Source organism: Rhodococcus sp. 4CII, from assembly GCF_014256275.1.
GTDB lineage: Bacteria > Actinomycetota > Actinomycetes > Mycobacteriales > Mycobacteriaceae > Rhodococcus_F > Rhodococcus_F wratislaviensis_A.
In genome coordinates this window covers 4,105,276-4,126,201 of record NZ_JACCFE010000002.1, presented here as the reverse complement: position 1 = coordinate 4,126,201, position 20,926 = coordinate 4,105,276, and the positions used below count along the sequence as shown (strand labels likewise).

General features: G+C 65.6%; 20 protein-coding genes and 4 pseudogenes. 14 read left to right on the top strand and 10 right to left on the bottom strand.

What is annotated here, in order from left to right; translation table 11 throughout:
- Positions 1-67 precede the first annotated feature (67 nt).
- Genes H0B43_RS19845 through H0B43_RS19835 form a run of 3 tightly spaced genes read right to left on the bottom strand, consistent with a single transcriptional unit; the run spans position 68 to position 2,854 of the window.
- On the bottom strand, positions 68-841 hold the full coding sequence (locus H0B43_RS19845) for a gamma-glutamyl-gamma-aminobutyrate hydrolase family protein (RefSeq protein WP_185726386.1): 774 nt from the start codon (positions 839-841) through the stop codon (positions 68-70).
- On the bottom strand, positions 838-2,193 hold the full coding sequence (locus tag H0B43_RS19840) for a glutamine synthetase family protein (protein WP_185726387.1): 1,356 nt from the start codon (positions 2,191-2,193) through the stop codon (positions 838-840). Before H0B43_RS19840 ends, H0B43_RS19845 begins: the two co-directional genes overlap by 4 nt.
- Positions 2,186-2,854, bottom strand: coding sequence for a hypothetical protein (locus H0B43_RS19835; RefSeq protein ID WP_185726388.1), 669 nt, complete (start codon positions 2,852-2,854; stop codon positions 2,186-2,188). Before H0B43_RS19835 ends, H0B43_RS19840 begins: the two co-directional genes overlap by 8 nt.
- Before the next feature lie 155 nt (positions 2,855-3,009).
- Between H0B43_RS19835 and H0B43_RS19830 the strand changes: the two genes are divergently transcribed.
- The 5 genes from H0B43_RS19830 (at position 3,010) to H0B43_RS19810 (ending at position 5,911) form a co-directional block, all read left to right on the top strand.
- Positions 3,010-4,038 carry an alpha/beta hydrolase gene (locus tag H0B43_RS19830; protein WP_185726389.1) on the top strand — a complete coding sequence of 343 codons (1,029 nt, stop codon included), beginning with the start codon at positions 3,010-3,012 and terminating at the stop codon, positions 4,036-4,038.
- The gene (locus tag H0B43_RS19825) at positions 4,035-4,310 is read left to right on the top strand and encodes a hypothetical protein (RefSeq protein ID WP_185726390.1); all 276 of its coding nucleotides are present in this window, start codon (positions 4,035-4,037) and stop codon (positions 4,308-4,310) included. The genes H0B43_RS19830 and H0B43_RS19825 overlap by 4 nt, the downstream gene beginning before the upstream one ends.
- A 69-nt stretch (positions 4,311-4,379) precedes the next feature.
- Entirely contained in the window at positions 4,380-4,790 is a 411-nt protein-coding gene (locus tag H0B43_RS19820) for a lipopolysaccharide assembly LapA domain-containing protein (RefSeq protein WP_185726391.1), read from the top strand.
- A 150-nt stretch (positions 4,791-4,940) separates the two neighbouring features.
- Positions 4,941-5,645, top strand: coding sequence for a DUF899 family protein (locus tag H0B43_RS19815; protein ID WP_185726392.1), 705 nt, complete (start codon positions 4,941-4,943; stop codon positions 5,643-5,645).
- Entirely contained in the window at positions 5,642-5,911 is a 270-nt protein-coding gene (locus tag H0B43_RS19810; protein WP_252190300.1) for a hypothetical protein, read from the top strand. Before H0B43_RS19815 ends, H0B43_RS19810 begins: the two co-directional genes overlap by 4 nt.
- A 705-nt stretch (positions 5,912-6,616) precedes the next feature.
- On the opposite strand, the gene H0B43_RS19805 is transcribed toward H0B43_RS19810, so the two are convergent.
- From H0B43_RS19805 to H0B43_RS19790, 4 genes and pseudogenes are all read right to left on the bottom strand, one after another.
- Positions 6,617-7,099 (bottom strand): SRPBCC family protein, encoded by a 483-nt coding sequence (locus tag H0B43_RS19805; protein WP_185726393.1) that lies wholly within the window; start codon positions 7,097-7,099, stop codon positions 6,617-6,619.
- Between the two features lie 18 nt (positions 7,100-7,117).
- Positions 7,118-7,417, bottom strand: a pseudogene (locus H0B43_RS19800) (ArsR/SmtB family transcription factor); the annotation flags it as partial.
- Positions 7,418-7,600: 183 nt separating this feature from the next.
- Positions 7,601-8,332, bottom strand: a complete 732-nt coding sequence (locus H0B43_RS19795) for an alpha/beta hydrolase (RefSeq protein WP_185726394.1) — start codon at positions 8,330-8,332, stop codon at positions 7,601-7,603.
- Between the two features lie 314 nt (positions 8,333-8,646).
- On the bottom strand, positions 8,647-9,543 hold the full coding sequence (locus H0B43_RS19790; RefSeq protein WP_185726395.1) for an SDR family oxidoreductase: 897 nt from the start codon (positions 9,541-9,543) through the stop codon (positions 8,647-8,649).
- Positions 9,544-9,790: 247 nt separating this feature from the next.
- Here H0B43_RS19790 and H0B43_RS19785 point away from each other — a divergent pair, with 247 nt between their 5' ends.
- The 4 genes and pseudogenes from H0B43_RS19785 to H0B43_RS19770 all read left to right on the top strand — a co-directional run bounded on the left by H0B43_RS19785 (position 9,791) and on the right by H0B43_RS19770 (position 14,529).
- On the top strand, positions 9,791-11,017 hold the full coding sequence (locus H0B43_RS19785) for an Ig-like domain-containing protein (protein WP_185726396.1): 1,227 nt from the start codon (positions 9,791-9,793) through the stop codon (positions 11,015-11,017).
- A 1,004-nt stretch (positions 11,018-12,021) separates the two neighbouring features.
- Positions 12,022-12,717, top strand: a complete 696-nt coding sequence (locus tag H0B43_RS19780; protein ID WP_213015196.1) for a hypothetical protein — start codon at positions 12,022-12,024, stop codon at positions 12,715-12,717.
- 816 nt (positions 12,718-13,533) lie between these two features.
- Positions 13,534-13,851 (top strand): annotated as a pseudogene (locus H0B43_RS41640) (aldehyde dehydrogenase family protein); the annotation flags it as partial.
- Between the two features lie 519 nt (positions 13,852-14,370).
- Positions 14,371-14,529 carry a hypothetical protein gene (locus H0B43_RS19770; protein ID WP_185730162.1) on the top strand — a complete coding sequence of 53 codons (159 nt, stop codon included), beginning with the start codon at positions 14,371-14,373 and terminating at the stop codon, positions 14,527-14,529.
- 70 nt (positions 14,530-14,599) lie between these two features.
- Here the strand turns inward: H0B43_RS19770 and H0B43_RS19765 are convergent.
- Positions 14,600-15,564 (bottom strand): annotated as a pseudogene (locus H0B43_RS19765) (nucleoside hydrolase).
- A 62-nt stretch (positions 15,565-15,626) separates the two neighbouring features.
- Between H0B43_RS19765 and H0B43_RS41635 the strand changes: the two are divergent.
- The 3 genes from H0B43_RS41635 (at position 15,627) to mihF (ending at position 17,589) form a co-directional block, all read left to right on the top strand.
- Complete coding sequence (locus H0B43_RS41635) at positions 15,627-16,103, top strand: hypothetical protein (RefSeq protein WP_252189755.1); 477 nt, start codon at positions 15,627-15,629, stop codon at positions 16,101-16,103.
- A 107-nt stretch (positions 16,104-16,210) separates the two neighbouring features.
- Positions 16,211-16,855, top strand: a complete 645-nt coding sequence (locus H0B43_RS19755; RefSeq protein ID WP_312033694.1) for a ScbR family autoregulator-binding transcription factor — start codon at positions 16,211-16,213, stop codon at positions 16,853-16,855.
- Between the two features lie 416 nt (positions 16,856-17,271).
- Positions 17,272-17,589: an integration host factor, actinobacterial type gene (mihF, locus tag H0B43_RS19750; RefSeq protein ID WP_185726397.1), complete on the top strand. Its 318-nt coding sequence runs from the start codon at positions 17,272-17,274 to the stop codon at positions 17,587-17,589.
- A 539-nt stretch (positions 17,590-18,128) separates the two neighbouring features.
- On the opposite strand, the gene H0B43_RS19745 is transcribed toward mihF, so the two are convergent.
- Positions 18,129-18,947 (bottom strand): alpha/beta fold hydrolase, encoded by an 819-nt coding sequence (locus H0B43_RS19745; protein WP_185726398.1) that lies wholly within the window; start codon positions 18,945-18,947, stop codon positions 18,129-18,131.
- 64 nt (positions 18,948-19,011) lie between these two features.
- On the opposite strand from H0B43_RS19745, the pseudogene H0B43_RS43185 reads away from it, so the two are divergent.
- Together H0B43_RS43185 and H0B43_RS19740 are read left to right on the top strand one after the other, a co-directional pair.
- A pseudogene (locus tag H0B43_RS43185) lies at positions 19,012-19,227 on the top strand (TetR family transcriptional regulator); the annotation flags it as partial.
- An 18-nt stretch (positions 19,228-19,245) separates the two neighbouring features.
- Entirely contained in the window at positions 19,246-19,674 is a 429-nt protein-coding gene (locus H0B43_RS19740; protein WP_252190871.1) for a TetR/AcrR family transcriptional regulator C-terminal domain-containing protein, read from the top strand.
- Positions 19,675-19,940: 266 nt separating this feature from the next.
- Here the strand turns inward: H0B43_RS19740 and H0B43_RS19735 are convergent, their stop codons facing one another.
- On the bottom strand, positions 19,941-20,864 hold the full coding sequence (locus tag H0B43_RS19735; protein ID WP_185726400.1) for a LysR family transcriptional regulator: 924 nt from the start codon (positions 20,862-20,864) through the stop codon (positions 19,941-19,943).
- Between the last annotated feature and the right edge of the window lie 62 nt (positions 20,865-20,926).

Below are 20,926 nucleotides of genomic sequence, written 5' to 3'. Positions count from 1 at the left end.
TGCCGCATTGACCCGAAAGAGACTGTGGGCCGCTACCGTTCGGTGGCGGCCGACAGTTCTTCCCGGGTCAGACCCGCTGGTTGCCCTCGGCGACGATCCAGCTCAGCGCCGGATCGTCGCGCTCCATCCACTCGGGATGCCACTGGACGCCGAGCACCGCGGCCCCCGGCAACTCGACCGCTTCGACGACGCCGTCGGTAGCGCGCCCCGTGACCACGAGGCCGGTACCGCAGCGGTCGACCGCCTGGTGGTGCCACGAGTTGGTCACCGCGCTGGCGCCGAACAGCCGTTCCGCGATCGAACCGGGCTCGAACGTCACCTTGTGGTCGTCGGCACCGTCGGTGAGCGGAGGCGACACCGACAGGTGCTCGACGGAGCCGGGCGGGAGGTCGGCGATCAGCGTGCCGCCCAGAGCGACGTTCAGGACCTGCAGGCCGCGGCACACCCCGAGAATCGGGATGTGCCTGGCGAGCGCGGCACGCACGAGCGCGATCTCGAACTCGTCGCGATCCGGGTCGTGGACCATCGGATCGTCTCGCGGATCCACGTCGCGGACCACCGACGGGTCGCCACCCCAGCACGACGGATGGACATCCTGGCCGCCGGTGATGACCACACCGGCCAGCCAGTAGCACAGCGCATCCGGGTCGGCATCGTAGGGCAGGTTCACCGGAACCCCACCGGCCCTGGCGATTCGCTGCGAGAAGTCGGACATGAAGCTGTCGGCGTACAGGTGGCCGTAGCGCTTGTCCAGACCGTCGATCAGCCCCAGCCGGAACCGTCGTCCGGTGATGCCGATCATCGGCCGGATGAGGCCCGGCGTCGGATTGCCCGCGCTCACGGGAACTCGAAGTACCGCGCCGACTCCCATTCGGAGAGCTCGGCGAACGGATCACCGCCCGTGGTGTGGAACTGCATCCACTCCCACCGCCGCGTACCGACCCAGTAGTCGACGAACTCGTCCCCGAGCTGCTCGCGCAGGATCAGGTCTGTCTCCAATGCAGCGGCCGCCTTGGTGATCGTGTCCGGCAACCGCTCGAGGTCGGGCACACACCACGCCATGTCGGTGACCGGCTCGGGCGGCTCGATCGCGCCGTCGAGGCCGGCGATCACCCCGGCGAGGATGGTCGCGACCGCGAGGTACAGGTTCGCGTCGGCACCGGGAACTCGATACTCGAGACGGGAGTACGCCGGGTGACCGCACACCGCGCGCACCGCGGCGGTCTTGTTGCTTATGCCCCACGTGACCGTCGTCGGCGGGCCGCTCAGGTCGATCAGGCGGCGGTACGAGGTGATCTGCGGCAGCACGATCGATGTCGCGCCCCGCATCGTCGCGAGGAGTCCGCCGACCGCATGCCGCATCGTCTGCGACGGCCCGTCCGCGGCGTAGAAACTGTTGACCCCGTCACGCTGCAGGGACAAGTTGACGTGCGAGGCCTGGCCGTACCCAGCGGTCGGCTTGGCCATGAAGGTGACGGTGTGGCCGAGGTCGAAGGCCACCTCGCGCATCACCTGCCGGGTGCGAGCCCAGTTGTCGCACACCGAGATCGGGTCTCCGGGAACCAGGTTGAGTTCGACCTGGCCTGCCGCGTCCTCGTCGCTCCACGCCTCCCACTCGATGCCGATCTCGTCGAGGCGACGGGCGACCGCCGACATGTAGTCGATCCAGTCCTTCGACTTCGCGAGGTGGTACGCGGTTCCGGCGGAACCGCCGAGCGGGGTCAGGTCGCGATATCCCTTGGCACGGGCCTCGTGGATGGACTCCTGGAACAGGGTCGCCTCGATCTCGACTGCCACGGTGGCCGTGAAACCTCGTGTTTCGAGTCGGTCGACCAGCTTTCGGGCCAGGTTTCGCGGGCAGGTTCCGACCGGCGTGCCGTCCGCCTGCCAGTAGTCACCGATCACGGACTGCAGGCCGGGCTCCCACTGCACCAGCGTCGACATGTCGGGCCGGAACTGCAGGTCGGCGAGGTGCCCTCGCCACTCTGGGTAGGCGAATCCGAAGGTCGGCGCGTTACCCAGGTCGAGGCCGAACAGGAGATCGGCGAACGCGAAGCCCGAGCCCACACCCCCGGCGAACTTCCTGGGCGCCAAGTTCTTTCCGAGGAACGAGCCATCGTGATTGGTGGCCTCGAGCCGGACCGTATGGACGGCGACGTCGCGATCCGTTGCGGTGGTGGTGATTTCAGACATCGTAGCGAACCTTCCAGGATGCGGAGACCAGCACCGACAGCTGAGACAGCGTGCCGCGCACGCCGACCAGACCGGTGGACAGGGCGGCGATCAGGTCGTCGGCGCCCGAGAAGATGCCGGCCAGCAGCTCCGGAGGGCCGGCAATTACATAGTGAGTCTCGCCCTCGCCGACCACCTGCTGGGCCAGCCCGTCGGGACCGTCGGCGATCGCGACGAGCACGTCGGGGATTCCCGGCACGGACCGGGCCGCGGCCCAGAACGTCTCCGCGGCGGCCTGCCAGTCCGGCAGGGGCGGCGACAGCAGTGCGAGCGCAGCGGCGGCGAGATCGGCGTCGCCCGTGACAACAGGCTCACCAACCGGGGCGAGCCGCGCGTTCAGGTCGACGGTCAGGGTGACGTCGGGCTCGGTGAACACACCGCTCGATACGGCGACGACCCCGTTGGAGATGCTGATCGTCGCAGCCTGCGGGGTGTCGTGGGAGCGGACTGCGACGGTGCCGTCCGCTCCCACGACGGAGTCCGCATCGTTCGCGCGGACGGAGTCTGCGATGGTCCGGCCGATCAACCGGACGATCGGACTCGCATCGTGCTCGATTCGAATGTCGACCCCGTCGACCGCGTCAGTCCCGCGCGTCGCGGGACCGATCGTCGTTTCGGTCATTCTTCTGTCCTTTCGATTCGACGAGATCGTGCGCGCGGTACACCGTCAGCAGCGGATCCCCAGTGGAACGTGACTTTGCAGTCATACGTCTGAGTCATTCGACTATGATCGTGAGGCACAGATCACTTCTTGTCAATGACTGCGAGGTTTCCGAGATGAACGACGACGCACCCGCCTGGTGGGATCTGCTCGACGACGGCGCCAAGGCCGTGGCCCACATGATCACGCAGATCCTGCAGAAACCCGTCCGTGAGCTGGGACCGGAGCAGGCAAGGGCGCTTCTGAACACGGCTCCACCGGCCGAGCCGATCACCCCGCTCGACCACGTCGATCAACTGACCGTGCCGACCCGCGCGGGCGCGATCCGGGCTCGTCTGTACCGCTCGGACAGCGCCGGCTCGGACGGCCGCACTCCCGCCCTCGTCTACCTGCACGGCGGCGGTTTCGTTCTCGGAACCCTCGACGGGACCGACGAGCTGTGCCGCGCGATCGCCGCCGGATCCGGCTGGACCGTCGTGTCCCTGGATTACCGCCTGGCACCCGAGAACCCGTACCCGGCGGCACTGGAAGACTGCCTCGATGCCTACGTGTGGCTGACCCGGACGGCACCGGAGCTCGGCATCGATCCGGAACGGATCGCGATCGGGGGCGACTCCGCCGGCGGCAATCTCGCTACCGCCGTCTGCCTGCACCGACGCGACGAACGCAGCCCCCAGCCCGTCACCCAAGTGCTCGCCTACCCCGCCGTCGACGGGACGTTCACCACTGCGTCGTGGTCGGCGTTCGCCGATGCGCCACTGCTGAGCACCGAGGACGCGCGCTGGTTCTGGGAGCAATACGTCGGGCCCGGACACCGGGTGGACGACCACCTCGCGGCACCCATGCGCGCCGGATCGCTGCGCGGCCTGCCGCCTGCCCTGATCCTCACCGCGGAGGTCGACCCGATCCGGGACGACGCCGAGGCGTACGCGGCACGGCTGCGGCGCGACGGCGTCCCCGTCTCGCTGACCAGGTATGCCGGCGTATTCCACGGCTTCGTCTCCGAGGTCGGGGTGTTCGTGCAGGCAAAACAGGCGATCGACGAGGTATGCCTGCATCTGCGCGACATCGCACGGGAGAGCTCCGCAGCTGCGGCCTCCGACGAATCCGACGGCCCTACAACCCCCGAGGTGGTTCCGACGTGAGACGAACAAACACCGACGACACGGCGATACTGAATCTCGCCCAACGGTGGGCGCCCTACGGGCGCGTCCCGACCGGCGAAATATGGGTCACATTCGGAATGAACTCCACTCAGTTCTACGCGGCGCTCACGCGGATACTGGGCACGCTCACCGCGCGCGACCTCGCTCCGGACCAACGCCGTTCCCTCGAACAACTTGTCGTGCGCCACATTCGACCACCCGCCACTGGGCGACGTCCGCTCCATCCGCTCGGAACGGAGGTCGTCGAGTAGTCGGCGGGTCCGTTTTCGCGTGGCCCGGCGTTCGTGTAGCCACGCTGCGTGGCGGGTACTCGCCGCTACATGTCGCTCTCAGCCGGTGGACCTGCCGATCCGAACGCCAACGACCCTGCGGGACGCCCCCCGCAGGGCGGCGATCCGTCGGCGAGGACCAGTCCGGACCCCACCGAGTCCACACCCCCACACCCCGACATTGCCCGCGGCAAAGGCATCAGGCACACCCGCACCGGAGCGACCTGGACGGGCCTGGTCGTCGGCATCCTCCTCCTGATCCTGCTACTCGTCTTCATCCTGCAGAACCTCGACACCATCACCCTCGAACTGTTCGGGTGGGACTTCTCGTTGCCCCTCGGAGTCGCGTTACTGTTCGCCGCAGTCGCCGGTGCAGTGATCATGGCGCTCGCCGGCGGGTTGCGCATACTTCAAATCCGGCACGCCGCGAAGCGGCAGCGGACCCTCATCACCAACCCGTGACGGGATACCGCCGCGCGGATGGAGTCCGCGTGTACCGGGTCCAACGGTTCGGCGGGGCGGGCGGCGAGCTGGCGCGTACCGACCGATGACTTTCGGGGCCGTACCTGGTCGATATTCCAGAGCCGAATCCATTCCGACCCTGGAGGCACCATGACCCAGCAGACCGCCAGCGCCCTCCCCCCAGTCGTCGACCAGCAGACCTGGCAGGACGCGCTCGACGACTTGCGGAGGCGGGAGAAGGCCGCCACCCGTGAACTCGACGCCATCGCCGCGCAGCGCCGCAGGCTGCCGATGTTCGAGCTGCCCGACTACACGCTGATCGGTCCGGACGGCCCGACCCGGCTGGTCGATGTGTTCGACGGCCATTCGCAGCTCATCGTCTACAACCACATGTGGTCGGACGGAGCGGAATGGCAGTGCGGCGGATGCACCAGCCTCACGTCGCAGTGGACCCGGCTGGGCATCCTCGACAATTACGATGCCCGCTTCGTCATCGTCACCAACGGGCCCATCGAAGAAGCACTGGCCTACAAGGCCAAGGTCGGCAACAAGATGGACTGGTATTCGTCCTCGGAGAGCTCGTTTGGCGCCGACGTCGGCGCTCCGCCCGGCGCGGGCTTCGCGGTCAATGTGTTCCTCCGCGACGGCGACCGGGTCTACCGCACCTGGCACACCGACGGCCGCGGCACCGAACAGCTCAGCTACACCTTCGCGCTGATCGACCTCCTGCCGTGGGGCCGCCAGGAGCAATGGCAGGATTCACCCGAGGGTTGGCCGAAGTCGCCCACCTACTCCAAGTGGCTCGACTCTCCCGATGTCGCCCGGCTGTACGGCCCGAACTCAGACGCCCAGTGACGCCGTCCGAGGGCGGTCACCTGCCGATCAACGCGCTCAGCCTCTATCACGGGGTCGCGCTGCAGCTTGCGCTCCGTCATCACCTGGCGCTCGTCGACAAGCTGGTCTGGATGTCGGCCACCTACCGCCAAGACGGCTGGTACCCGTCGGTGCTCGCGGCCATCGAAGGTCTGGACGCCACAGCCTTTGCCGGCACGCCGTCGAGAGGGCGTTCAAGGAGCACACGCCGGACGCCGAGGCGTTCCACACCTACCTCGAGAAGATGAAGGTTCTGAACGCCGAGGACCAGGACATCAGCGAGGCACAGATGCGATCGATTTCTGCGAAGACGATGGTCAAGGCGGCCACGGTCTGATGTTTGATGTGGGCGGCCGAACCGCCGACGACGAGCACGGCACCGAGCCAGAGGGTCCAGGTTGTCGCGGCAGCGTGGGTGCACTCTCGTCGGACTGGGTGTCCTGCCGCCGCGGTCGGGGCAGACCGGCGGGATTCTCGGGGGCGGGGAGGCAAAGGGAAGCCGCCGGCACCTTCCCCGATGTCAGCGGCTCCTCATCCCTTCCGGGAACGCTACGCAATGTAGGTCTTGCCCGGTCAGGGTAACGGTGACGCCATATCGCCTCTCGGCAAGTGGTCGCTCGCGGCGACTTTTCTGGTGTGGTACCCGGGGTATGCGCGCCACCGTCAGATCCTTCAACAGAAGTCCGTCCGGAAGTATTCCGGCGCGGATGTGACGCCGCACCGAGCCAACCGCGTCACCGCGTACGTCCCCGGAGTGTCGGTGCCGGTGTCGTGGGAATGTCCGGGCACGGCCGTCTGGCGGAAAGGAGAACGTGGATTCCGGCAACGGTCATCCACCACATCACTGGATACGCGAACGGCCGCGGCCACATCGCGGCGGGTCGGGTCGGTGACCTCGGCGAACACCTGCTCCGGTGGGCGGTCGATCTCGATGCTCGCCGTGATCGGGGCCATCAGTGCTGCCCGCCGTCGACGGCGGCGAGGTAGCGCTGCAGGTAGAGCGGCCACCCGGCGTCGTGTCCGACACCGTCGCGGACCGCTTCCCAACCCGGGCCGTGGCGCTCGAGGTTGCGGTGCTCGAGTTCGACCCGGGTGCGATCGGCGGATTCGGCGATGAACCGGACCTCCACCTCGCTGGTCTTCTCCGGATCGGTCTCGATCTGCCAGTGCCCGTTGATGTCCCAACTGAACACCACCCGATTCGGCGGTTCATAGGCCAGCACCCGCGCCCACCGGCATTCGGTGCCGTCCACCCCGCGGTCGTAGATGTTGCCGCCTACCCTCGGTTCGAACACGGTCTCGGCGATCGGGACCGCCATGATGTTGTGCTCACGCGGATTGATGGCATCGAAGCGCTCGACAAATACCGCGAACGCGCGCTCCAACCCTGCGTTCACCACGACCTGCTTTCGCACCGACTCGTGTGTTTGTGTCATGACCTCTCCTACGGGTTGTTCAACCACATCCTTGAACGCGCCCAGGGCCTGTACCCAGAACCGGTCGAGCTGCGAACGCAGCACACCGATACCGGCCGGGTCGAGGCGATAGATGCGGCGTGTCCCTACCGCCCGATCACGCACCAGCCCAGCATCTTTGAGCACCTTCAGGTGCTGCGACACCGCAGGCCGGCTGATCGGCAACTCCCGGGCGAGCTCACCGACCGCACACGGCCCCTCGGCCAGGCGCTCGAGGATCGCGCGCCTCGTCCGATCAGCGAGAGCACCCCATTCGTCTCCAGCTTGGTAAGTATCTACGAACGGTAAGTCTTCGCTTACGAAGAGCCGCTGTCAATAGGAGCCCAGCGGCGCGCTCTGTCGCGGCCACCGCGGAAATCACAGTGAGCCGAGGTCCCGACTCTTGCCCCGGGCAGCCGGCGCGTCCACCAGTTCAAGGTTCCGGACGGGAGGCTGCGCATCTGCCGGCCGGACAGCCAGACCCTATTTCAGGTGCCGGGCAAAGAACCGGTTCCCGGCCTCCCCCTCGAACTGTGGGACGCCGGTGTGCCCGCCCATATTGGCGTGCAGCGTCTTCTCCTTGGAACCGAAGGCGTCGAACAGGTCCAGGGCCAGCTGTCGGTCGTTTCCCGCGTCGTCCCACTGCAACAACACCTGCAGCGGAATGGTGACCTGCCGGGCCTCCTCGAACATGGTGCGGGGCACGAAACTCCCGGCGAACAGGAGGGCGGCCGAGATGCGCGGCTCGACCACCGCGAGCCGGAGGCCGATGGCGATCACCCCTCCGGCATACCCGGCCGGGCCGCCGATCTCGGGCAGCGCAAGGAGGGCGTCCAGGGTGGCCCGCCATTCCGGGACCGCCTTGTCGACCAGCGGGAGAACGAGCCGGTCGACGATCTCGTCGTCGACCGGCTCGCCGGCCTCCAGAGCCCGGTGCAGGTCGGCGCGGGCCTGTTCGGCGGCGGCGGACCGGGGCCGGTCACCGCTCCCCGGGAGCTCGATGGTGGCCGCGGCGAAGCCCTCCGCCACGCACTGCCGGGCCCGGGCCACCAGGCGGGGGTACATCCTGTGCAGTCCGCCGGGGTGGCCGAGCAGGATCAGCGGCGCCGGTGCGGATGCGGATCCGGGCGTCCACAGGAAGCCCGGGATCTCGCCGAGGGTGAATTCGCGTTCGAGGACGCCGTCGTCGAAGCGCTGTTCAGTCGTGAAGTGCATGGTCATGCCTTTCGGGAGTGCACTCAGGCGGCGCTCCCGGACGACCTATCGCCCGACCGTGACCCGCGAGGGGAGCACCCATGTCGATACTGCGTTCACGGGTACCACCTCCTCGTTCTCTCGCACGGTCCCTGGAAAAGTAGCAGTGGTCGCCGTGCTCCGCCAACAGGTTTTTGCTGACCCCGTACCCGGCCGAGGTGAGCGCACGGTCTCCATGCAGATTCGCGACTCCGGTCGGCCTCACTTCCGATCGAACCTCGGCCTCGTCGAGCTGACCTCCGATCGTTGCGGACGACCAGGCGATTCCGGGGAGCTCAGGTAAAGGGCACCCCGCCGGTGACGCCGAGCACTTCTCCTGTGACGTAGCTGGATTCGTTGGACGCGAGGAACACATATGCGGGCGCGAGCTCCGCCGGTTGACCGGGCCGCCCCAGAGGCACGTCGTCCCCGAATTTCCGGTAGCCGTCGGCCGGCATGGTCGCGGGTATCAACGGCGTCCAGATCGGCCCGGGTGCCACGGCATTGACCCGGATGCCGCGTTTCGCTACATCGGCGGCCAGTCCCTTGGTGAAATCGATGATCCCCGCCTTTGTGGTGGCGTAGTCGAGAAGGCCGGGAGAAGGATTCATTCCCTGGATCGACGACGTATTCACGATGGTCGAACCGGGTTCCATGACTTCGAGGGACTTCTTGCACAACCAGAACAGTGCGTAGAGGTTCGTCCGCAGGACCCGATCGAACTGCTCGGTGGTGATGTCTGCGATACCACCCGTTTGCACCATCTGGAAGGCCGCGTTGTTCACCAACATGTCCAGGCCGCCGAGTTCACGGACGGTCAGGTCCACGAGGGTCTGGCAGTGCGCCTCCGAGGTGATGTCCCCGGTCGCGACGACGCCTTTCCGACCGGCTGCTTCCACCAGTCTTCGCGTCTCCTGCGCATCCGGCTCCTCGGCGTCGAGACAGCTGACGACGACATCGGCACCCTCACGCGCGAACGCGAGCGCCACCGCGCGTCCGATACCCGAATCCGCGCCCGTGATCAGGGCACGACGGCCCTCGAGCCGACCGCTTCCTCGATACGTGTCCTCACCGTGATCCGGGGCGGTCACCATCTCGGAGGTCAGTCCCGGATGCTGCAACTCGGGCTGATTTTCGCGATCGGGAGCAGGGTACTGCGTGCTGGGATCCTGCCGCGCGTACTGGTCGGCCATTCGAGTTACCCTCTCTCAATCTTTCTTTCGAATAAACTTGTCGTACTGCATGATTCGTCGAGCCTACGAATATCACTCGCTTCCGCTTACCCCTTCGTGTGCATCCGGAAACTAGTTACACCGTTCGACGGCATCAGGGTGACGAGTGTGGCTTGCTCGCGTACATCGCTCCCGCTTCCACGACAGGCTCGGCACAAGCCGTGCGCCCGTTCGGCATGCGACCCGTCTGTGCGGGAAGATCATTGCTATGCACGCCCGACGCCGCCCCGGTCACCTCGTCCACGTTCTCGCAGTCCTGCTGATCGCTCTGGTGGCCGCTGCCTGCGCCACACCATCTACGGATCACCCCGCGGGACCGACAACCCAGCCGCCGGGACCCGAGATCACCGTGGCCCCGGCCGACGGTGCGTCGGCAGTCAACCCCCTCGACCCCGTCTCGGTGAGCACCGCCGGCGGCACCCTCGAGACGGTCACCATGACCAACGAAGAGGGCCGGGCAGTCGAAGGCATCTTCACTCCCGATCGCCTGTCCTGGAAACCGGGAGTACCCCTCGGGTACGGACGCGCCTACACCGTCGCGGTCACCGCGGTCGGTGACCAGGGTGTCCGGAGCGAGAAGACCAGCATGTTCACGACAGTCACCCCGGGTAACCAGACCGAACCCACGTTCGTCACGACAGGCGGGAACCTACTCGCCGACGGTGCGACGTTCGGCGTCGGCATCGTGATCGTCACGCACTTCGACGAACCGATCACCGACAAGGTCGCCGCCGAGACAGCGCTCAGTGTGGAGACGACACCTCCGACCGCGGGCTCCTGGTACTGGGCGGACGACCAGAACGTGCACTGGCGGCCACAGACCTACTGGGCGCCGGGCACGAAGGTCACCGTCCGCGCCAGCGTGTACGGCAAGGCTCTCGGCGAAGGTCTGTTCGGACAGAACGACGCGGCGACCACGTTCACCATCGGCGACGCACACATCTCCGTCGCCGACGATGCCACGAAGGAGGTCACCGTCACCGACAACGGGCAGGTGGTCCGGACCATGCCGACGTCGATGGGAATGGGGGGCACCGAAGTCGTCGGCGGGCAGACCCTCTCGTTCTGGACCCAGCCCGGTGTCTACACCGTCCTGGACAAGGCCAACCCCGTCGTCATGGACTCCTCCACCTACGGGCTGCCGGTCAACTCCCGGCTCGGATACAAGGAGAAGATCAACTACGCCACCCGCATCAGCAACGACGGCATCTACCTCCACGAGCTCGCCGACACCATCTGGGCGCAGGGCAACACCAACGTCTCGCACGGGTGCCTGAACCTCAGCCCGGACAACGCCCGCTGGTTCTACGACTTCTCCCGACCCGGCGACGTCGTCGAGGTCCGGGGAACCGGTGGCGCACCGCTCGAACTGTGGCAGAACGGCGACTGGAGCGTCCCGTGGGATCAATGGCTGGCCGGCAGCGCACTGCGCTGACGACCGGAGTTGCCCGTCCTCGCTCCTATCTTCTCCTCGTCTACTTCTGGGCACACCTCGTGGACGCTGCCTCTATTCGCCCGGCCACGATGCGGACTACTGGCGCAATCTCTCGGCAGACCGCTTCCAATTCGGGCACGAACACCGTTGCCCACCAGTCGTGGTCGGGCCGTATCGGACGGTCACGCCGCAGAGCCGATATCACCAGTTGCGAAAGGCACTCCCTCTGGGCCCCTGTCCGGGCATCGTCCCGTGCATTGCCGACGTGGGCACACGCACCAGGATCGGCATCGCGGAGCCGGAAAAGGAAAATCGACCAAGATAGATCCCGAGTCTGCGGACAGTCCCGGGCACGAAGATGGGTATGCCTACCGGTCGTTCTACCGTCGTCGGATCGACACCTGGCGAGGAGTGTGGGAGTTCGACAACCCCCACAAACCCTGCAAGCCGAGGCCCCAATGCACGATCAGTTCCACCGCCCCTTCCTCGTCGCACGCGACGTCTCCATCAGTCGCCGCTGCGCTCAATGCCAGACCATGCTCGCCGGCGACGCGTCCACGTGCTCGTCGTGCCGCAGCGCCGAACTGAGCCGGACGGGCACCGACTTCACTCCTTCACGGTCGCGACCATCACGCTCGACGAGCGGACCGTGGGGCCTACGCCTGGGTCGACGCCCTTCTCACGCAGGCTGACCGGGGCAAGTTCCGCGTCCGCAGTGACCGGATGATCGTGGACGAGCAGTATCCGCTGTTCGTGCGTTCCGGTCTTCGCCAGTCCCCCGTGTGGACTGCCGCCGACCGTGCCGTTCTTGCGAACGATGCCTGACCTGACTGCCTTGCAGAAGGCCGCGCCGGAGGCCGACGGCGATCGGCAGACAAGGTCCTGCTGCTTTCAGCCCCGACAGTCCAGCCGTGACGACATCGTCAGGTCGAGTCCAGCTCGGGCACCAACGCGAGCGGGCTTACAGACAATCCCTCGATTTCGCGAAAGTAGAGAGAATTCAATTGAGAAGGCTTTCCGGGTTTCTTGCCTGTCTCGCAGTCGCCCTCGGCGTTTTCCTCGTCGAGGCCCCGGCGGCATCAGCCACCGGTGTCGTGTCCAACGGCATCGCATGGACCGACGATCTGAACCCGGCACCGCACCCGCCCGGCATCATCGAGTTCTGCACGATGGGCGTTGTAGGTATCGACTCGCTCGGCAACAAGATCGGCATCTCCGCCGCCCACTGCGTCGACGGCACACCCGACGGTGCGCCCGTATACCGCTACGCGCCGACCGGACCGCGGGAACAGATCGGGAACATCGCGTACCGCAGTCCCGGCGGCGGGACGGGCGTCGACTGGGTGGTCATTCGCCTCAACGCTGACGCGGTACTCACATCGAACGGTCCCAGTGCCCGGGTCGACGGAATCGGCGCCTCCAGCCCGGTCGGTCCCCTTTGCAAGGACGGGGCCGGTACCGGCGTCCATTGCGGGTCGATCACCTCGCAGAACCCGACACGTTTGTACAGCAACGCCCAATCGGGCGGCGGCGACTCCGGCGGTCCCGTACTCCAGAACAACACCGAGATCGTGGGCATGGTCCGCGGATTCGACACTGCGCTGTTCGCGTTCGAGTACATCAAGTTCGCTGCCGTCCTCGACGGCATCAACGCCCAGTTCAACCCTGTCGGTAAGGGCTTCGTCGTCACCAACAGCTAACCGCGCCACCAAATCTGCTGCACAATCAGCCACAGCCATTCTCGGACAGGCTGGGGAAACGGGCTGTAATACAGCCACCAATTGTCCATTGCCCGTCCTTCCGCGTAGCGCCCCGGCGGTCCGTCGATCATACGCCCGACATCTGGACCGAGTCCCGCGTCAGGCCCCCGACTGGTAGCAAGACCTGTATTGTCACGTTCGTCGAGACATACGCCCTCGACGCCTACATAGAGGGTGTACGCCACCGATCCCGCTCTTCCCCAGTCGATCCCACCGTGATCCGACAGCATGGCAGGCGAGAGGTCCCGGTTGACACGCCTGGCGGGTGGAACTCGGCACAGGCAATTGGGTTGCGGTGAATGACTTCGACTCGCCAGTAGTTGCCCTCGTGGGATGCATGTTTCATGCCTGACCTCCGATAACCACGGAGTGGACCCGCCCGTACGACGGTGCCGTCGTACGGACGGGCCATCCCCCGACTCGCACCAGGAAAAGGTGCGGTCTTCGGGTGCAGCACTGAACCCTCAAAAGGGGGCGCACGTTGCCTGTCTGCGCGGGGTGTGCTGCCTGTATGACTACGAGTGAAGTTGTGGGTCGGACGCTGTCTCCGGCGACCTCCTTCGCGAGGTCCGTAGGGCACTGGTGTCGCTTTTCTGTCTGGTCACAATTGTGGGGTGACCTGCGGGGTTGCACACGGGTCGTTCAGCCCATCGGGGTACCTGTTTCTGCCCGGCTTGTTTTTCACGCTGGTCTCCGTTCTCGGCAGGTAAGTGACGGCGGCGTGCTTGTCCACATCGGTGTACTCGACTCCGATTCGGTGGCGGTGTTCGTGAAAGACCACGGTTCAAGAAGGAGTTCTTGGTGGAACCGACGGTCTTCACCCACGTCACCAACGACATGATCATCGCCCGAGAGGAAAACTTCGGGCCCGCGCTGTCGATCATCTCCTAGGACAGTGTCGACGAGCGTCAAGATCGCCAACGACAGCAAGTACGGGTGGGCCGCCGGCGTCTGGAGTTCGGACGATCAACGGTATGGATCAACGACTGGCACAACATTTCCCAGTTCCTGCCGTTCGGCGGTTGCAAGCAAAGCGGGGTGGGACGCGAACTCGGACCCCCTCCGCCGCTCTGACCGTTGGCGATTCGCCGGAGGTGGGCAGCACCTATTGGTACGCCCCACCCGGGATGTCAGTCTCCATCGAAGTCACGCATCCTCGCTCCGACGGGGCGGGAGGCCCTGCGGTCGAGTAGCTGCGCGGATGCCTTCGGGTCGGATGCGACATCGAGCACGGTCCACGCCAAGGGGGTCGCGCCGTCGACGACGTACTCGTCCCCCGGCGGGCAGCCGCCGCGTCGGTGCGCCCTGATCGTAGTTTCAATGCCGCTGAGCGAGCTGGCACTGATTCGCGCCATCCGCTTCATGACCTCTGTCTTCTCAGCGATCTGGTTGTCTACCGCGACACCGGAAATTGCGATCGTATCGTCGACATCCCCCGATCGGGGGGCATTGGATTCATCCCGTCCTCGGCCCTGTCGGCGGACAGACGAGAACGCGCAGTCGCGACATAATTGCTGCACACCGGGGAATCGAAAGCCTAAGCCCCACGGTCCCCGACGTTCCCCCGAAGTGTCAGAACTCAGGAGAGCCATCATGCACACCAACGCCCGCCACCGCGTCGCACTCTTCATCGCACTCTCCGCCACCGCCGTGGCCGTCACCGGATTCGCCATCGGAGCCGCCGGTGTTGCCACCGCAGGTCCGCACGAGAACCCATCGCAAGTTCAGAGTGCCCTGCTTTACGGAAAATGACGGCATCACCCATGACTCTGAAGCGCTCAGACCGGCTCGACAGTCACCGATGCGTCCACCCTATTGATGGTCAATGCGGCACAGCGCCGCTGAACGTCTCCGTAATCCGCTGCCGGATCGTCGAATAGTCCAGGTCGGTGATGAACCGATGCGTCGGGGCGTGAAACGCTCTGTGCCCCCACAGGCCTGCCCGACCGTCATCGCCGCGGTGCACGCGGCCGGTCAATTCGACGGCGGACCGAACCACGGCCGGGTCGAGCATGACACCGGCCGCGACGGAGTCGTGACAGGTGTAGATCGGGGTGTCAGCCTGGTAGGTGGTGGTGCAGTACAGGTGGTAGTCGGCGGTGATATCGCGGACGAACGCGGCGACTCCGGAATGCGCAGCCTGGGCGTCGAGATCGGCCCACGGCATGTGCAGACGACCGGTTGCGTTCATCCCGACCCAGGTAACCGGCCCCCGCGCCGCTGCGACCGCAGCGGTGGCGACTGGGTCATGGTTCGTGTTCGTGTCGCCCTTCACCAGAAGGAGAGGTTGCACCGCGGCATTGGTGTCCTGCCGGGCGGCGGGTCCCATTCCGCCCATGATGGTCACCGTCCGGTAGCGAGTCAGCACCAGCGAATCTTGCTCGAGAGCGGCAGCGACGTTGGACAGCGGTCCCAGGCAGAGGAGGTCCACCTGTCCGGGTGTTCACGAGCGATTCGCAGGATCTGTTCGACAGCCGACTCCGCCGCCGGCGAGACCCCGTCGGGTGGCCGTAAGCCTCGATCGCCAAGACCGTCGGCGCCGTGAAGTGACGGGATTGTCGGCGCCGGTCCGGGTCGTGGCCGACCGACGCAGACGGGGATGTCGACGCGGCCGACGGCCGCGAGTACGACGAGCGCGTTGGATGCGGCCTGCCGTTCCGTGCAATTGCCGAAGACGCTGCCGACTCCGATCAACTCCGTCTGCGGTGCGTCCAGGACCGTCAACAGAGCGAGTGCATCGTCGACTCCGGTATCCGTGTCGATGAGTACGCGGCGAACGTCCGTCATCGCACCCCTCCCGTTCGTCTGTAACCGCCACTTTGTACGCAGCAAGCCGGATGCTGCCATTCGTGTGCCGACACGCTGACACGAAGCGCTGCAGTGGTCGTCTTCTCGTCCACGTCGACATCGAGAAACTCGGCCGCATCCCGGACGGTGGTGGACACCGCGAGTCCGGCAGCACAGACGCTCGTATCTGTGGTGCCCCGCTCCATCATCTCCAGCATTGTGAGCCGCGACCCCCGTGGGCCGACCCTGCCACGTGGGCCGTCGTCACCGCCGACGACATCACCGCGGACCCCGCCACCGCCACCGAGTGGCGCGGCTTCGACGAGCACGGCGACCTTGCGCCGTCACCACTGCGCTCGTCGGCAGCCGCCCCGACCAGGGGAATCTCAATCGCACACTCAGAGCTGTCCCGGGACTCGAACGCACCGACGAGCGGGTCCGAGTACAGGCCACCGGCCGCCCGCAGTCGTCTGGCGTGGAGCGACACCATCAGCGGCACCGCCCCACCCCCGGATTGCCACGCCGTGATCCCCCACTGATCCGAGTCTGCCCAGTGGCAGAACAGGACGATCGTCCAATACTTGTGGCCAAAACCGACCGGTACGATTCAGCTAGGCAACCGGATCGGACAAAGGAGTGGGGCACCGTGCAACAGCGCGCTATCGCTACCCGCCACGCTGTGCTGGCCGCCGCGGCTGACGTGTTCAACCGCGTGGGATACGTCAATGCCGGCCTACAAGAGATCATCTCCGCATCGGGGGTGACGAAGGGTTCGCTGTACTTCCACTTCAACTCGAAAGAGCAGCTGGCACGGTCGGTGATCGACGAGGGCTGCGAACGCCTCGAAATGGCATGGTCTGCACACATCGATTCCCGCACACCAGCGTTGGAGTCGTTGATCGGGATGTCGTACGCGATGATCAACCCGGACAACAGCGACGTTCTGACATTGGCGGCATTCCGTCTGCTCACCGAGGTGGGGGACTCTCGGGGCACGGGGGATGTTGTCTTCGAGCGCTGGACTTCGATCTATCGGACACTGGCGGCGAGGGCCGTCGAGGAAGGCGACTTCCGTGCCGGCACCGAGCCGGACGAGGTCGGCCGTCTGCTGCTGGAGATGGTATTCGGTGCGCGACAACTCGCCGTCGCGACCGACACCCTGAGAAACCTGCCTGAGCGCACGACCACGGCATGGAAGGTCTACCTGCCCGGACTGGTCGATCACGCCAAGGTGGAGTACTTCACCCAGTTCGCCGCTCGTCGACTGTCCGCGCTTCTCGTGCCCGCATAACGTGTCGCGTTACCCGTGCTCGACCAAACTCGATGCGGGCCCGGACCAACCCCAGTGGGACACTGCACTAGCCGTCCTTGGTGACTGACACACCGCTCCCCGACCCCGAGACGACAGTGCGGGCAGGGAATATGAGCAACGAACTCGAATGGATTCATTGCTCACCTCCACTGCTGGCGCCTCGTAATACGCACGATGGCCGGCCATCGCGAATCATGCCGCAACGACGCGCTGGGCACCACACAGCGCTGCCCATCATCCGATCCGGTGCATGCCACCCCTGAGGTTCCGCAGACAAATACAGCCACCCCGGGATCGGCCTCGAGCGATCGGAACGTGGGCGTGTCGGCCCAACCTGGCACGATAACGAGGGACAGCCAGACAAGCTGGCCGAACAACGCACCAAGGAGTACCCCATGGCACTGCCCGTCTTGACACCGGAACAACGCGCGGATGCGCTCGCGAAGGCCGCCGAAGCCCGCAAAGCGCGCAGCGAACTCCTGGCAGCAGTGAAAGCCGGCGACCTCAGCGTCGAAGCGGTGCTCACGAAGGCCGAGACCGACGAAATCGTGAAGAAGACGAAGGTCTCGGCACTGCTCAAGGCACTGCCCGGCGTCGGGGCGGTGAAGGCCGCGAAGCTTCTCGAGGAACTGTCGATCGCCGACACCCGTCGCATCGGCGGGCTCGGAGCCAACCAGCGGCAGGCCCTGATCGAAGCGTCGTCGGCCTCCTGATCCTGGAGGACAACAGCGTCCGGCCCACCCGAGATGAATGGGCTGGATGCTGTTGTTCACCGCCGCGACCGCGTGTTGACTCAGTGAGCTGCGCTGTACATCTCCTCGATCTGGGCGGAGATACATCCACTCGTGACCACCTCATAGGCCTCGGTGGCCGCCATTCCCGATTTCTTTGTCGGCTTGCGCCACCGGCGACAGCTCCAATGCGAGAGTCGACAGCTCTTCCCACGCCGACTCGTGTTGCCTGCTCGATGTAGCAATCGTGAGTGCTGAGAATTTCTTGCGCGTTCGTGCCCTGCACATCGATCCGTAGTCGACGCTACCAACTGTGAACGGAATGGCGTCCCCCATAACGCTCTTGGTCGGTATTCCGTCGATGCATTCGACAACGCATCCACGGGGGCGGACCGACGTACTCCATGATCACCGACGGGCATTGTGCCCAGGTCCGGGCCGTCGTTAAGGAACTGCCCGGCGATGGCTGGGGAGACGAATTCGGTGATAGTGCAGTTGATTCGAACCCAGCCCCCGCATGGTCAGGGTTGGCCGTGCGCCGTAGGTCCAAAGAAGGCCGCGAACGTCTGGATCAGCTGGGCTGAGGCGCGGTTGATGCCGTCATGGCCCCCGCGGACTGCTGCTGCACGGCCGCGGGGCAGTACAGCAGCAAGGGCATCGTTGAGTTGTTCGTAATAGGGCGGTCCGTCCGCACCCCTCAGCAACAGAACCTCCGCAGTCACCCCCGACCAGCGGCTCGCCGGACCGTCGGCCCGTGCGATCGTCTGCGACTCGTCCAACGTCATGGGCAACAAAGCGCCCATAGTGCGCCCGACGGGAGTGCGCAACAACAGTCGGCTCATTGCGATCTGCACCCCCAGTGGCAGGGCGCCCACCCGCGACTGAGTGTTGATGCCAGCCCCGGTGATCGCCATCGCACGTGCAACGTCGCCGTCCCGTGCCGCTGCTCTCGCACTTTCCAGCCACTGCGCGGGGAAGAGACCGTCCACGGACACTGCTGCGTCGTAGAGAGCGAGACGCACGATGGGCAGTTGCAGGGCAGCCGTCAGGGCGATGAACCCACCGCTGCTGGGGCCGATAACGCCACGTGCGCCCGTGTTTTCGAGCACCGTCCGCAGGTCGTCGACGTCCTCTTGAACGTCGTAGGGCTCCGTACGGGGCGGCGCATCTCCGCGTCCGCGTCGGTTGTAGAGATGCACGGTGAACGTATCCGACAGTTTGCGCGCCAGACGGCGATAGGAATCGATCGTTACCCCGCCGCCATGAACGACCACCAGAGCAGGGCCGTCACCGACGGTATGCAGGACGACGTCGCCCACTCGTTCAACCCGCTCTTGCATCGCTGCCTCCTGAAGTGCGTACTTCAAACAATAGCAAACAGTGTTCGCAGTTTAGGATTGTGGAGTGAGCGACCAACCCCGACCCCGTAAACGCAGAGCCTCCGCAACGGAGACGCCGCGTCCCCGACGAGGCCCGGTCCCCGCGCACAGCCGAGACGAGATCGCTGCAGCCGCAATCACACTCACGGATCACGAAGGCTTGGCCGGCCTGTCCATGCGGGCCGTTGCAGCCGCGTTGGGTACCGGTGCCGCTTCGCTGTACCGGTACGTGACATCGCGGGACGAACTTCTCGGGCTCATGACCGATCACGCCATGCGCGAGCTCCGTCCGTACCCACGCGGCCATGATCAGTGGTTGGACGCCATGCTCGAGATGTCCCGCCGACAGTTGCACCTGTATCGGCGTCACCCCTGGCTCGTCGACGTCACCCAACAATCGCCCACCTTCGGTTCCGAAGCCCTGGCGTGGCTGGACCACTGCCTGCAGGTACTCGAACCAGTCACGGCCTCCAGTCGGGCAAAATTTGAAGCGATCGCGATGGCAACGGGAGTCACAACGTTGTTCGCTCGCAGCGAGCGCGCTTCGCAGCTCGCACTTCCCCCGATCGACAGCCATGCGTACCCGCACGTGGCCCGGGCGATCTCCGCTGACGCAACTCCTAAGCCCACCGATCGGGATCTCTTCGAGGATGCCTTGCGCAGCCTTCTAGTCGGTCTGCTGTCCTGAGAACGATACTCCGGCGAGGATCATGGATCGAGACAACAAGAAGGACAACCGAATAACCCCAGGTTGTGTACCGCATCCTCCGAGCCCTGTCGTACGCCGAAACATCCGCGGTCCTTGCTCCCGAGCTAATCAAGCTGGGCGAACGGATCGGATCGTCGGCCCCTCACGAGCGACAGCCACTACACCCGAGATACGTACCCTGGGGCGATCACAGCCGAAGGCGACGGTCTTTGCTCCGCCAGCTGCCACCGAGCCCGGCCGAGGACCTATGAATCCATTCGGCTGCCGGAGTTCAGAGTCGACGTGGCTTCTCGCAGCAAGACGGCGACCGCTGCCACCAGGTTGTCGGCGATCTTTCCTCGGGGGTAACTGCGGAGCACGACCCGACGGGTACCGAGTCCGGGCACGTCGATGACATCGACTCCCTCGAGCAGCATCCCCTGCAGCGCGAGTGACGGCAGCACGGTTATCCCTTCTCCGGCGGCGACCAGCGCCAGTGCCGTCTGCGTGCCGAAGTAGCGGTGCATGACTTGATTGTCGCCCCCAGCCACACGCCGCAGTCTTCGTGCGGGGAAGGCGGTTGCAGCTTCGGGCTCACCGAGCCACGGCAGGGATGTGCGTTCGAGGTCGGTGATGTCGGTGATAAGTGTTCCTGTCGGAACTACCAATTTCCAGGGCTCGTCGAGAAGAGGAACCTCGGCGACGCCGGCGGGTGGCGCGGCCTCGGCTGTTTCTGCGTCGAGTTCGATGATAGCGGCGTCGAATTCGCCGTCCTTGAGGGAGCGCAGATGGGGTTCCAGTTCGGTCTCGACGAGGTCGAACGCGACTCCTGGCAGTCTGCTGCGCCATTGCGGTAGGGCAGGGGCGATAACGACCGACAAGAAGCTCTGGAAGCACGCGATGCGCATCCGGCCGTGCAACTCCACGTCGCCCTGCTGCAGCCGTGACCGCACCCCGGCAAGTGTTCGCTCGATATCTTGGGCTGCCTCCGCGAGCAGTGTTCCCTCCTGCGTCAGCACCGAGCCCTGCGGGGTTCGCGTCATCAGCACCTGATCGGTCTCACGTTCGAGCCGCGCTATCTGCTGCGACACCGCCGAGGGGGTCATGTGCAGCTCGTCGGCGGCCGCCAAGATCCCACCTGCCCGCGCCACCGCTAGCAGGTAACGCAACCGTCGCGGATCGATGTCCATTCACAAATCCTAAACCCCGGATACAGAATATTTCACTTGTCCTGAACACCTGGGCCACCACA

Bases quoted from the DNA above. Each gene is read 5' to 3' on its own strand.
- H0B43_RS19795 (WP_185726394.1), bottom strand. From the start codon at position 8,332: ATGCACTTCACGACTGAACAGCGCTTCGACGACGGCGTCCTCGAACGC.
- H0B43_RS19830 (WP_185726389.1), top strand. From the start codon at position 3,010: ATGAACGACGACGCACCCGCCTGGTGGGATCTGCTCGACGACGGCGCC.
- H0B43_RS19820 (WP_185726391.1), top strand. From the start codon at position 4,380: ATGTCGCTCTCAGCCGGTGGACCTGCCGATCCGAACGCCAACGACCCT.
- H0B43_RS19805 (WP_185726393.1), bottom strand. From the start codon at position 7,099: ATGACACAAACACACGAGTCGGTGCGAAAGCAGGTCGTGGTGAACGCA.
- mihF (WP_185726397.1), top strand. From the start codon at position 17,272: ATGGCACTGCCCGTCTTGACACCGGAACAACGCGCGGATGCGCTCGCG.
- H0B43_RS19835 (WP_185726388.1), bottom strand. From the start codon at position 2,854: ATGACCGAAACGACGATCGGTCCCGCGACGCGCGGGACTGACGCGGTC.
- H0B43_RS19840 (WP_185726387.1), bottom strand. From the start codon at position 2,193: ATGTCTGAAATCACCACCACCGCAACGGATCGCGACGTCGCCGTCCAT.
- H0B43_RS19740 (WP_252190871.1), top strand. From the start codon at position 19,246: ATGACCGATCACGCCATGCGCGAGCTCCGTCCGTACCCACGCGGCCAT.
- H0B43_RS19790 (WP_185726395.1), bottom strand. From the start codon at position 9,543: ATGGCCGACCAGTACGCGCGGCAGGATCCCAGCACGCAGTACCCTGCT.
- H0B43_RS19815 (WP_185726392.1), top strand. From the start codon at position 4,941: ATGACCCAGCAGACCGCCAGCGCCCTCCCCCCAGTCGTCGACCAGCAG.
- H0B43_RS19770 (WP_185730162.1), top strand. From the start codon at position 14,371: ATGCACACCAACGCCCGCCACCGCGTCGCACTCTTCATCGCACTCTCC.
- H0B43_RS19745 (WP_185726398.1), bottom strand. From the start codon at position 18,947: ATGCAAGAGCGGGTTGAACGAGTGGGCGACGTCGTCCTGCATACCGTC.
- H0B43_RS19735 (WP_185726400.1), bottom strand. From the start codon at position 20,864: ATGGACATCGATCCGCGACGGTTGCGTTACCTGCTAGCGGTGGCGCGG.
- H0B43_RS19785 (WP_185726396.1), top strand. From the start codon at position 9,791: ATGCACGCCCGACGCCGCCCCGGTCACCTCGTCCACGTTCTCGCAGTC.